General features: G+C 60.4%; 12 protein-coding genes and 1 pseudogene. 2 read left to right on the forward strand and 11 right to left on the reverse strand.

What is annotated here, in order from left to right; all coding sequences use genetic code 11:
- Positions 1-120: 120 nt before the first annotated feature.
- From ACRESJ_RS16375 to ccmA, 10 genes are all read right to left on the reverse strand, one after another.
- Positions 121-528 carry a hypothetical protein gene (locus tag ACRESJ_RS16375; RefSeq protein ID WP_431758833.1) on the reverse strand — a complete coding sequence of 136 codons (408 nt, stop codon included), beginning with the start codon at positions 526-528 and terminating at the stop codon, positions 121-123.
- Between the two features lie 26 nt (positions 529-554).
- Positions 555-1,757, reverse strand: a complete 1,203-nt coding sequence (ccmI, locus tag ACRESJ_RS16380) for a c-type cytochrome biogenesis protein CcmI (RefSeq protein ID WP_431758834.1) — start codon at positions 1,755-1,757, stop codon at positions 555-557.
- Positions 1,754-2,224, reverse strand: a complete 471-nt coding sequence (locus ACRESJ_RS16385) for a cytochrome c-type biogenesis protein (protein WP_431758835.1) — start codon at positions 2,222-2,224, stop codon at positions 1,754-1,756. Before ACRESJ_RS16385 ends, ccmI begins: the two co-directional genes overlap by 4 nt.
- Positions 2,221-2,757 (reverse strand): DsbE family thiol:disulfide interchange protein, encoded by a 537-nt coding sequence (locus ACRESJ_RS16390; RefSeq protein WP_431758836.1) that lies wholly within the window; start codon positions 2,755-2,757, stop codon positions 2,221-2,223. The genes ACRESJ_RS16385 and ACRESJ_RS16390 overlap by 4 nt, the downstream gene beginning before the upstream one ends.
- Positions 2,754-4,742: a heme lyase CcmF/NrfE family subunit gene (locus tag ACRESJ_RS16395; RefSeq protein ID WP_431758837.1), complete on the reverse strand. Its 1,989-nt coding sequence runs from the start codon at positions 4,740-4,742 to the stop codon at positions 2,754-2,756. Before ACRESJ_RS16395 ends, ACRESJ_RS16390 begins: the two co-directional genes overlap by 4 nt.
- A 3-nt stretch (positions 4,743-4,745) precedes the next feature.
- Positions 4,746-5,201: a cytochrome c maturation protein CcmE gene (gene ccmE / locus ACRESJ_RS16400; protein WP_149629143.1), complete on the reverse strand. Its 456-nt coding sequence runs from the start codon at positions 5,199-5,201 to the stop codon at positions 4,746-4,748.
- The gene (gene ccmD / locus ACRESJ_RS16405) at positions 5,198-5,374 is read right to left on the reverse strand and encodes a heme exporter protein CcmD (protein WP_431758838.1); all 177 of its coding nucleotides are present in this window, start codon (positions 5,372-5,374) and stop codon (positions 5,198-5,200) included. The genes ccmE and ccmD overlap by 4 nt, the downstream gene beginning before the upstream one ends.
- Positions 5,371-6,126 (reverse strand): heme ABC transporter permease, encoded by a 756-nt coding sequence (locus ACRESJ_RS16410; RefSeq protein ID WP_431758839.1) that lies wholly within the window; start codon positions 6,124-6,126, stop codon positions 5,371-5,373. The genes ccmD and ACRESJ_RS16410 overlap by 4 nt, the downstream gene beginning before the upstream one ends.
- Before the next feature lie 77 nt (positions 6,127-6,203).
- Positions 6,204-6,872: a heme exporter protein CcmB gene (gene ccmB, locus ACRESJ_RS16415; protein ID WP_431758840.1), complete on the reverse strand. Its 669-nt coding sequence runs from the start codon at positions 6,870-6,872 to the stop codon at positions 6,204-6,206.
- Entirely contained in the window at positions 6,869-7,504 is a 636-nt protein-coding gene (gene ccmA / locus ACRESJ_RS16420; protein ID WP_431758841.1) for a cytochrome c biogenesis heme-transporting ATPase CcmA, read from the reverse strand. Before ccmA ends, ccmB begins: the two co-directional genes overlap by 4 nt.
- Positions 7,505-7,701: 197 nt before the next feature.
- On the opposite strand from ccmA, the gene ACRESJ_RS16425 reads away from it, so the two are divergent.
- Both ACRESJ_RS16425 and ACRESJ_RS16430 read left to right on the forward strand, forming a co-directional pair.
- Positions 7,702-9,276 (forward strand): flagellar hook-length control protein FliK, encoded by a 1,575-nt coding sequence (locus ACRESJ_RS16425; protein ID WP_431758842.1) that lies wholly within the window; start codon positions 7,702-7,704, stop codon positions 9,274-9,276.
- Positions 9,273-9,602 (forward strand): EscU/YscU/HrcU family type III secretion system export apparatus switch protein, encoded by a 330-nt coding sequence (locus ACRESJ_RS16430; RefSeq protein ID WP_431758843.1) that lies wholly within the window; start codon positions 9,273-9,275, stop codon positions 9,600-9,602. The genes ACRESJ_RS16425 and ACRESJ_RS16430 overlap by 4 nt, the downstream gene beginning before the upstream one ends.
- A 27-nt stretch (positions 9,603-9,629) precedes the next feature.
- Here the strand turns inward: ACRESJ_RS16430 and ACRESJ_RS16435 are convergent.
- Positions 9,630-9,744: pseudogene (locus ACRESJ_RS16435) on the reverse strand (IS481 family transposase); the annotation flags it as partial.

The raw sequence follows: 9,744 nt of genomic DNA on the forward strand, positions 1-9,744 counted from the left end.
AAACCCATAGACGCCGCGACCATTCAGGACGCTCGCGTCATCGTTAACGTTTTTCGCGAGCAAGCTCGCTCCTACAGTTCTTTAACTGACTGGCATTAGATCTGAAGGTCGCCTTTTCCATCACTGCCCGAACTGCCGCCCCAAGCCACCCGGCACCCCGTGGATATCCGTCTCCTCCCAAGGCCCCTTCGGACTGATCGACCGGGTCCAGCCATTATCCCAACGGTAATAGGTACGCTGGCGATAAAAGGTATTGGGCTGGTCATCGAGCACATAGACACCCAACTTCGCATCCCAATGGCTGTTGCCTCCCGGCGGCGGCGCAAAGCTGGCGGAGGTGCGCGGCAACGGTTTGGCAGGCTTGGACGGGGTGGTCGGTTTGCTCGGCACTGTCGATGGTGTCGGCTTGGTGCTCGGCTGCGATGGCGGGATCGAGGGTGGCGATGGTCGTTCAGGTGGCCGTTGGACCGCACAAGCGCTCAGCCCTAAAACAACACTGAGCAGGGTGATACGAGCGATAGCGGTCATGGCGGTCTTCCTGTTGTTTCCCGGTGTTATTTGTCCGGGCTGTCGATAGTCAGTTTTTGTGGCGCGGTGGTGCTGCTGGCCAAAGGTTGGCTGCGACCGATCCACTCGCCAGCCGTCGGTTGGCCAGCACGGGAAATGCGCGCAACCAGTTGGACTTCAGGGAAGTTCGACAGTTTCAACTGCGGCATCATTGCGTCAGCATCGCCCAGTTCGACGGTTGCCGGCAGGTCAGCCACGGTCAAGCGCTTGGCTGCCAGCGGCGCCGGTGGACCGGAGGTGGCTCGGGCGAAGATGAACACGCTGTCGCCCGGCTGGACCTTGGCTTTCAGATCGGCCGCCAGAACCACCTGAACCTTGAGCAGCGCGGCTGTCTTGACCACGGGAGCCACGGCGACCTTACCGCCACCGGCCACCAGTTTCTCGGTGGCGCGTGTAATGCCGCCCTGCAGCGCGATACGGGATTTGTCGTCCGCAGGCAGTTGCTCCAGCAGGCGATTCCAGTAATTGATGGCGTCCTGATAACGCTCGCCTTCGAAAGCCGCGATGCCCAGAAGGCCAAGGCTGGTGACTTCTTTCGGATCGGCTTTCAACGCTTCGTCAGTCAGTGCCTGGATCTTGTCCGACCATTTCTTGCCATCGGCGAAATACTGGGCCTGCGCCCATTGCCCCAGCAGTTCAGGCTGACGACCGGCCAAATTAACGGTGCGCTCGAAGATCTTCGCCGCATCCGCCGGACGATCCTGAGTCATGTAGGTACGACCCAGGAAATACAACGCTTCTGCAGATTCCGGTTGAGCGGCGACCGCACGCTCCAGGCGCTGGGTCATCTCTTCCATCGACTTTGGCGCCTGGGAAAATTCCCGGGTCAACTCGACTTTGTCGCTGGCACCGAAATGCAGATACAAACCAAGACCCAACACCGGCACCAGGATCGCCGCCAGCAATGGCGCCGACTTGCCCAGGCGCGAAGTTCGCGGTGCGGCAACGCCTTCGGTATCGGCGAGCAGTTCACGGGCCGCTTCGGCGCGACCGGCGTCCATCTGCGCGGCATCGAGCACGCCCTCTTCTTGCTGAACCTGCAGCTCAGCCACGCGCTCTTGATACAGCGCCACGTTCAGGGCAGTACGATCCTCTTCCAGTTGGGCGCGACGATTACGCAGAATGGGGATCAACAGAAAACTCAGGGCTACCAATAGCAGCAAACCTGCAGCGAGCCAGAAATCAATCATTCTTGGTTTTTATCCAACAGGTGGTCGAGGCGCTCACGCTCCTCGGCAGAGAGCGAGCCCGGGGTTTGGGCGCGTTGCACGCGACGACGGCGGACGATCACGGCGATGATCACGACACCGCCCAGCAACAGGCCAGCGGGGCCGAACCAGAGCAGCGCGGTCTTGGCGTTCAGAGCGGGTTTGTAGCGGACGAAATCACCGTAGCGGTCGACCATGAAGTCGATGATCTGCTGATTGTCCTTACCCTCGCCCAGCATGCGAAAAATCTCTTTTCGCAAGTCGGCGGCGATCGGGGCGTTGGAGTCGGCGATGTCCTGGTTCTGGCACTTGGGGCAGCGCAGCTCTTTGGTCAGCTCGCGAAAACGCTCGCGATCACCTTCCTTGGCGAACTCGTAGGTGTCGATGGCGGCGTGCGCCACACCGGCCAGGCTCAAGCCCAGAATAACGGCGGCGAACCAGCGCTTCATGGCTTGGCCTCATCAACCAGCGCCTGATACTTGGCCGCCAGTTTTTCACGCCAGACTTGCTCGTCGATCACCCCGACGAACTTGTCGCGAATGATGCCCTTGGCGTCAATGAAGAAGGTTTCCGGAGCACCGTATACACCGAGGTTCAGGCCAAGCGTGCCTTCATCGTCGCGGATATCCAGTTGATACGGGTTGTGGAATTCGTCCAGCCACTTCAAGGCATCGACGTTGACGTCCTTGTAGTTGATGCCGTAGATCACCACGCCCTTCTCGGCCAGTTTGTTGAGCACCGGGTGCTCGACCCGGCAGGAAATGCACCAGGTGCCCCACACGTTGACCAGTGCCGGTTTACCGAGGATGTCGGCACGGGTCAGGGTTTTGTCGCCCTGCACTGCGGGCAGGGAAAACTCCGGGAATGGCTTGCCGATCATCGCCGAAGGCAGCTCGGCCGGGTTCAGGTAAAGACCTCGATACAGGAAAACAGCGACCACCAGAAAAATCGCCAGTGGCAACAGCATTAACCAACGTCTCATGCAGTGGCTCCAGACATGCCCAGCGCTTCGCGCACGCGGCTTTTCACCTTGACCCGATAACGGCGATCCAGCGCCGCGAGCAACCCGCCAAAACCGGTGAGCAAGCCACCGAACCAGATCCAGCGCACGAACGGCTTGACGTGAACACGCACCGCCCAGGCGCCATCGCCCAGTGGTTCACCCAGTGCGACGTAAAGATCACGGGTGAAACCTGCGTCGATCCCGGCTTCGGTCATCACCGAGTTCTGCACGGTATAGAGGCGTTTTTCCGGGTGCAGCACGCTGACTTCCTTGCCGTCGCGGATCACCCGTATGGTGCCCTTGTCAGACGTGAAGTTCGGGCCTTCGAAATGCTTGGCGCCTTCGAAGATGAACTGGTAACCGCCCAGGTCCATGGATTCACCGGGTGCCAGGCGCAGGTCGCGCTCGGCACTGTTCTGGCTAGACAACACCACGCCCAGGGCGCAGACCGCGATGCCCAGGTGCGCAACCTGCATGCCCCAGTAGCTGCGGGTCAGGGTCGGCAAGCCTTTGATCAGGCCTTTGTGACGTGTTTTGTCGAAGATGTCACGCACACCGGCCAGCAACACCCAGGCCGCCAGCATGAAGGTCGCCAGCACCGCCCAGTTGAAATCGCCGTACGCGACGCCTGCCACGACAGCCATGGCGGCGCTGCCGAGCAGCACCGGGGTCAGCATGTTCAGCAGCCATTTAACGGGGGTGTCTTTCCAGCGCACGATCACGCCGACCGCCATGACCAACATCAACAAGGCCATCAACGGGATGAACAGCGCGTTGAAGTATGGCGGGCCAACCGACAGCTTGGCGCCGGTCATGGCATCGAGAATCAACGGGTACAAGGTGCCCAGCAGGATCATCGAAGCCGCCACTACCAGTACCAGGTTGTTGCCCAACAACAGGGTTTCCCGGGACCAGAGGTTGAAGCCGACCTGGCTCTTGACCACCGGCGCGCGCAGGGCGAACAGCGTCAGCGAACCGCCGACCACAAACAGCAGGAAAATCAGGATGAACACGCCGCGCTCGGGGTCCGAGGCAAACGCGTGCACCGAGGTCAGCACGCCGGAACGCACAAGGAAAGTGCCCAACAGGCTCAACGAAAACGCAGCGATGGCCAGCAACACGGTCCAGCTCTTGAACACACCACGCTTTTCGGTGACCGCAAGCGAGTGAATCAGCGCGGTGCCGACCAGCCAAGGCATGAAGGAGGCGTTTTCCACCGGGTCCCAGAACCACCAGCCGCCCCAGCCGAGTTCGTAGTAGGCCCACCATGAGCCCAGGGTGATACCGATGCCGAGGAAGGCCCAGGCGACGATGGTCCACGGACGCGACCAGCGCGCCCACGCCGCATCAAGGCGACCGCCCATCAGCGCGGCGATGGCGAAGGCGAAGGCCACCGAAAACCCGACGTAACCCATGTACAGCATCGGCGGGTGAACGATCAGGCCAATGTCTTGCAGCAACGGGTTCAGGTCAGCGCCATCGCTGGGCATTTGCGGCAGGATGCGTTTGAACGGGTTCGACGTGAGGATGAGAAACAGCAGGAAACCAGTACTGATCATGCCCATCACCGCCAGTACGCGGGCCAGCATGACCTGCGGCAACTGCCGGGAGAATACGGATACCGCAAAGGTCCAGCCGCCGAGGATCAAAGCCCATAGCAGCAACGAACCTTCGTGCGCGCCCCACACGGCACTGAACTTGTAGTACCACGGCAACGCGCTGTTGGAGTTGTTGGCCACATAGGCCACGGAGAAGTCATCGACCATGAAGGCGTAGGTCAGGCAACCGAAGGCGAACAGCAAAAACGCGAACTGCCCCCACGCGGCCGGCTGGGCCAGGCTCATCCAGAAACGGTCACCGCGCCAGGCACCGATCAACGGCACCACGGCCTGGGCCAGGGCAAAGCACAGGGCCAGGATCATCGCCAGATGGCCCAGTTCGGGAATAAAGATGCCGGAAGTCATGGATCAACCCTCCTTCGCTGGTGTAGGAGCGGATTGACCACTGTCTTTCAACGCCTTGGTCACTTCCGGCGGCATGTACTTCTCGTCGTGTTTGGCCAGCACTTCATCGGCCACTACCACACCATCGGCATTGATCTTGCCCAGGGCGACAATCCCCTGCCCTTCGCGGAACAGGTCCGGGAGGATGCCGCGATAGGTGATGGTCACGGATTTGTTGAAGTCGGTGACGATGAATTTCACGTCCAACGAATCGCCTGAGCGTTGCAGAGAACCCTTTTCGACCATGCCGCCCGCTCGAATACGCGTGTCTTGCGGCGCTTCGCCATTGGCAATCTGGGTCGGTGTGTAAAACAGATTGATGTTCTGCTGCAGAGCGCTCAGGGCCAGGCCGACGGCAGCGCCGACACCCACCAGAATCGCGAGAATGATGATAAGACGCTTTTTACGCAGGGGATTCACTTGCCGTTCTCCCGGCGCAGACGACGCGCCTCTTGTTGCAGATACCGCTTGCGGGCCTGGATCGGCTCCGCCACGTTGAGGGCCAGCACCGCCAGGCAGATGCCATAGGCCGACCAGACATACAGACCGTGATGGCCCATGGCGAGGAAGTCGCCGAATGACGCAAAACTCATCGAACGACCTCCAGGCTGTTTTGAACTTCGGCTTTCACCCAACTGGCCCGGGCTTCACGCTTGAGTACTTCAAGACGCATGCGCAGCAACAGGACCGCGCCGAAGAAACAATAGAAACCCAACGCCGTCAGTAGCAATGGCAGCCACATCTCGACTGGCATCGCCGGCTTTTCGGTGAGGGTAAAGGTTGCGCCCTGGTGCAAGGTGTTCCACCACTCCACCGAGTACTTGATGATCGGGATGTTGATCACACCGACAATCGCCAGCACCGCACAGGCCTTGGCCGCGCTGTCACGATTGCTGATCGCGTGCCCGAGCGCAATGAGACCGAAGTACAGGAACAGCAAAATCAACATGGACGTCAGGCGTGCATCCCAGACCCACCACGAGCCCCAGGTCGGCTTGCCCCAGATCGCCCCGGTGACCAGCGCCACGGCGGTCATCCAGGCACCAATGGGCGCCGCGCATTGCAGGGCGACGTCGGCCAGTTTCATTTTCCAGACCAGCCCGACGATGCCGCACACGGCCAGCATCACGTAGATGGACTGCGCCAGCATCGCAGCCGGGACGTGGATATAAATGATGCGGAAGCTATTGCCTTGCTGGTAGTCCGGGGGCGCAAACGCCAGGCCCCAGACCACGCCAACGCCAATCAGTAGCAACGCCGCGACGCTCAACCACGGCAGCATTTTGCCGCTGATGCCATAAAACCATTTGGGCGAGCCGAGCTTATGAAACCACGTCCAGTTCATTACTGTTTCCATCACGGTTGCTGTGCGTTGTCACGCTCCAGCCAGGGTCTTTACTGGTTAAAAATAACCAGACCTCATTATTCGCCGACGCTGATCTTCAGGCCAGCAGCTATTGCAAAAGGTGTCAGGGTTATCGCCAGGGCGGTCAGGCTACCAAGCCACAGCAGAAAACCGGTTGCCGGCAAGCCTTGCAACGCCGCCTGCAAGGCGCCACTGCCAAGAATCAGCACCGGGATATACAACGGCAAGATCAGCAACGCCAGCAACAGGCCACCACGCTTCAAACCGACCGTCAGCGCCGCGCCCACTGCACCGAGCAGGCTCAGCACCGGTGTACCCAGCAACAACGAAAGCAGCAACACTGGCAGACAGGCGGCAGGCAAACCAAGCATCAGCGCCAGCAAGGGAGCGAGCAAAACCAATGCCAGGCCGGAAAAAGCCCAGTGTGCCAGCACCTTGGCCAAAACCAGAAGAGGCAGGGGGTGCGGCGAAAGGACCCACTGTTCAAGTGATCCATCTTCGAAATCACTGCGGAAAAGCCCGTCCAGCGAGAGCAAAACCGATAAAAGCGCTGCCACCCAGACCAGCCCCGGAGACAAGGTTTGCAACAATTGAGACTCAGGTCCGACCGCCAACGGGAACAGCGAAACGACAATGGCGAAGAACACCAGCGGATTGGCCAGTTCCGCAGGGCGGCGGAACAGCAAACGGGCTTCTCGGGCGACCAACAGGCCAAAAACACTCATACGGCCCATTTCCCCAAATCGATGTCGCGGTAACCGGCCGGCATGCGGCTCAGCGTGTGGTGAGTAGTCAAGACCACCATGCCGCCACGTTCGCAGTGGCCGGCGAGGTGTTCTTCGAGTTGTGCAACACCCTGCTTGTCCAGCGCGGTGAACGGCTCGTCGAGAATCCACAGCGGCGGGCTGTCCAGATACAAACGCGCAAGGGCAACGCGGCGTTGCTGCCCGGCGGACAATGTATGACAGGGAACGTCTTCGAAACCGCGCAGCCCGACCGCAGACAATGCCTGCCAGATCGCTTCAGGGGAGGCTGGTTGATGCAGGGCGCAAAGCCAGCTCAGGTTTTCTTCCGGGGTCAGCAGGTCCTTGATGCCCGCGGCATGACCAATCCACAACAGGTTGCGCGCCAGTTCCGTCCGTTGCTCGTTCAGCGGCTGACCGTTGAGCAGGACCTCACCGGCCGTCGGCTGCATCAACCCCGAGAGCAGGCGCAGCAAACTGGTCTTGCCACTGCCATTAGGGCCACTGATCTGCATCATTTCGCCACTGGCCAGTCTCAAATCGAGATTTTCGAAGAGCAGCCGAAGGTCTCGCTCACAGGCAAGGGCAACAGTTTGCAGGACAGGACTGGTCAAGGGTTCACGGACCTTATACGTTCAAGTCGGCTCTGGCGCGGCCGTTAAAGAGATGCAGAATAGATGCATTGGCCACCCGAGCGGACGACTTGCGTCAAATAATTGCAATGTTTCGGGCACCCTGTATACAACCGCGCGGCATTATACATGCCATTTCCTACTCTAAAGCGCGCATTTTCCCAAGGTTGTGACCGCGTATGACAGGCGAAATGAACATCCTCCCGCTACCGCAGACCACACCGGCGACTAACCGTCCGCCGGCGGTCAGTGGCGAGTTGCTCAAGCTGCTCACGCCCATCGAAGGCCTGATCACCGCGGGCCAAACCGCCAAGGCCGAAGTGCTGTCGCTGAAGCAGGCAGACCAGGCGTTTCAATTGCTGCTCAAGGTCACCCTCGAAAGCGGTCGCCAAACCACCGTCCAGGCCACCAGTAACCAGCCATTGGCCCAAGGCACCAGCATGGCCGTCACTCAGCCTTCAGCTGGCAACCTGGCTGTCACCGTGCAACAGGCCATTGCGTCGAGCGTCGCCACCCTCACCCGCATCGACACCGCACAATTGCCGGTCGGAACCTTGTTGCAGGGCAAGGTCCTGACTTCCCAGGTGTTGCCGCAGGTGCCGGGCCAGCCGATGGTGTTTCGCTCGATGGTCAGCCTGCTCAATACCGCGCTAAGCGGCAGCACATTGAGTGTCGACAGCCCGCAGCCGTTACGCATCGGCACCTTGTTGAGCGCGCAGGTGCAGGACACGCAGACGCTGAAGTTCGTACCGCTGAGCAGCCGCCAGGAACAGTTGGCAGTGACCCAGCAACTGCTCAGCCAGACCAACCGCCAGGGTTCGCTGGATGGCTTGCTTAAACTCCTGCAAAATCTGCCACCTTCGAACCAGACTTCCAGCGATTTGCGCGCAGCCGTGGATAAATTGCTCGCCGGCCTGCCGGACGTGCAGCAACTGAGCACACCCAAAGGCCTGGCGCTGGCGCTGGCCGGCAGCGGCGCATTCCTTGAATCGAAACTGCTCACCGGCCAGAACCCGACGCTCGCCCCGGACATGAAAGGCGATTTGCTCAAACTGATCGCGCAACTGACACCAAACCTGTCATCCAGCACCAACCTGAGCGCAATCATCGCCGCCAATACGCTGGCTCATGCGATGCCTAGCTTCGTGCGTAACGCCCTTGGCATGCTCGGCCAGGTCAGCGCCAAACCGTCGCCCACCGGTTTCCCGCTGCCCGAGCGCCTGCTGCAAAGCGCCGACGGCGAAGATGATCTCGAACACCTGCTGCGCCTGGCCGCTGCCGCGGTTTCCCGCCTGCAAAGTCATCAGCTATCGAGCCTGGAGCAGACCGGTGTGACCAGTGACGGTCGCCTGATGAGCACCTGGCAGCTGGAAGTTCCGATGCGAAACATGCAGGACATCGTGCCGTTGCAGATCAAGTTCCAGCGCGAAGAGGCCCCCGTTAAGGATCAACCCCAGGAGCGGCGCGACGAGCGCGAGCCGAAACAGCAACTGTGGCGGGTCGAGTTGGCGTTCGACATGGAGCCGCTTGGGCCGATGCAGGTCCAGGCGCAGTTGATCAAGGGCAGCTTGTCCAGCCAGCTATGGGCCGAACGGCCGTATACCGCCAGCCTCATCGAATCTAACCTCGCCGCTTTGCGCCAACGCCTGCTGGCATCAGGGCTGAACGTCAGCGACCTCGATTGCCACCTCGGCAAACCGCCCCAAGGCCCACAAACCCGCCTCGAACAACGCTGGGTCGACGAAACCGCATGAACAATCCCAACACTCCACGCCAGGCCATCGCCCTCAAATACGACGGCAGCCACGCCCCCACCCTCACCGCCAAGGGCGACGAAGAACTGGCGGAAGAAATCTTGCGGATCGCCCGCGACTGCGAAGTACCGATCTACGAAAACCCGGAGCTGGTGAGGTTACTGGCGCGCATGGAGTTGGGAGACAGCATCCCGGAGGAGTTGTACCGCACGATCGCCGAGATCATTGCGTTTGCGTGGAATCTGAAAGTGAAGTTTCCGGCGGGGCAGGATTTGGATTCGGTGATGGTGGAGAAGGACGTCACCGGACGAGGGGAAGATTACTGAGGCTTCAAAGACGCCATCGCTAGCAGGCTAGCTGTGTAAACCCACCAGGTTGTTCACAGAAGCTATCCGGCTAATCGGCGGTAAATAACTCAGACTGGCATGTGGGCGATGCCAGTTGTACTCATGCAACCACGCCGGCAAG

The organism is Pseudomonas sp. (assembly GCF_050739655.1).
Taxonomy (GTDB): Bacteria; Pseudomonadota; Gammaproteobacteria; order Pseudomonadales; family Pseudomonadaceae; genus Aquipseudomonas.

What these genes read in the sequence shown, in the direction of transcription:
- ACRESJ_RS16385 (WP_431758835.1), bottom strand. Translation starts at nt 2,224, where the DNA reads ATGAAGCGCTGGTTCGCCGCCGTTATTCTGGGCTTGAGCCTGGCCGGT.
- ACRESJ_RS16390 (WP_431758836.1), bottom strand. Translation starts at nt 2,757, where the DNA reads ATGAGACGTTGGTTAATGCTGTTGCCACTGGCGATTTTTCTGGTGGTC.
- ACRESJ_RS16375 (WP_431758833.1), bottom strand. Translation starts at nt 528, where the DNA reads ATGACCGCTATCGCTCGTATCACCCTGCTCAGTGTTGTTTTAGGGCTG.
- ccmD (WP_431758838.1), bottom strand. Translation starts at nt 5,374, where the DNA reads ATGAGTTTTGCGTCATTCGGCGACTTCCTCGCCATGGGCCATCACGGT.
- ACRESJ_RS16410 (WP_431758839.1), bottom strand. Translation starts at nt 6,126, where the DNA reads ATGAACTGGACGTGGTTTCATAAGCTCGGCTCGCCCAAATGGTTTTAT.
- ACRESJ_RS16425 (WP_431758842.1), top strand. Translation starts at nt 7,702, where the DNA reads ATGACAGGCGAAATGAACATCCTCCCGCTACCGCAGACCACACCGGCG.
- ACRESJ_RS16395 (WP_431758837.1), bottom strand. Translation starts at nt 4,742, where the DNA reads ATGACTTCCGGCATCTTTATTCCCGAACTGGGCCATCTGGCGATGATC.
- ccmI (WP_431758834.1), bottom strand. Translation starts at nt 1,757, where the DNA reads ATGATTGATTTCTGGCTCGCTGCAGGTTTGCTGCTATTGGTAGCCCTG.
- ACRESJ_RS16430 (WP_431758843.1), top strand. Translation starts at nt 9,273, where the DNA reads ATGAACAATCCCAACACTCCACGCCAGGCCATCGCCCTCAAATACGAC.
- ccmB (WP_431758840.1), bottom strand. Translation starts at nt 6,872, where the DNA reads ATGAGTGTTTTTGGCCTGTTGGTCGCCCGAGAAGCCCGTTTGCTGTTC.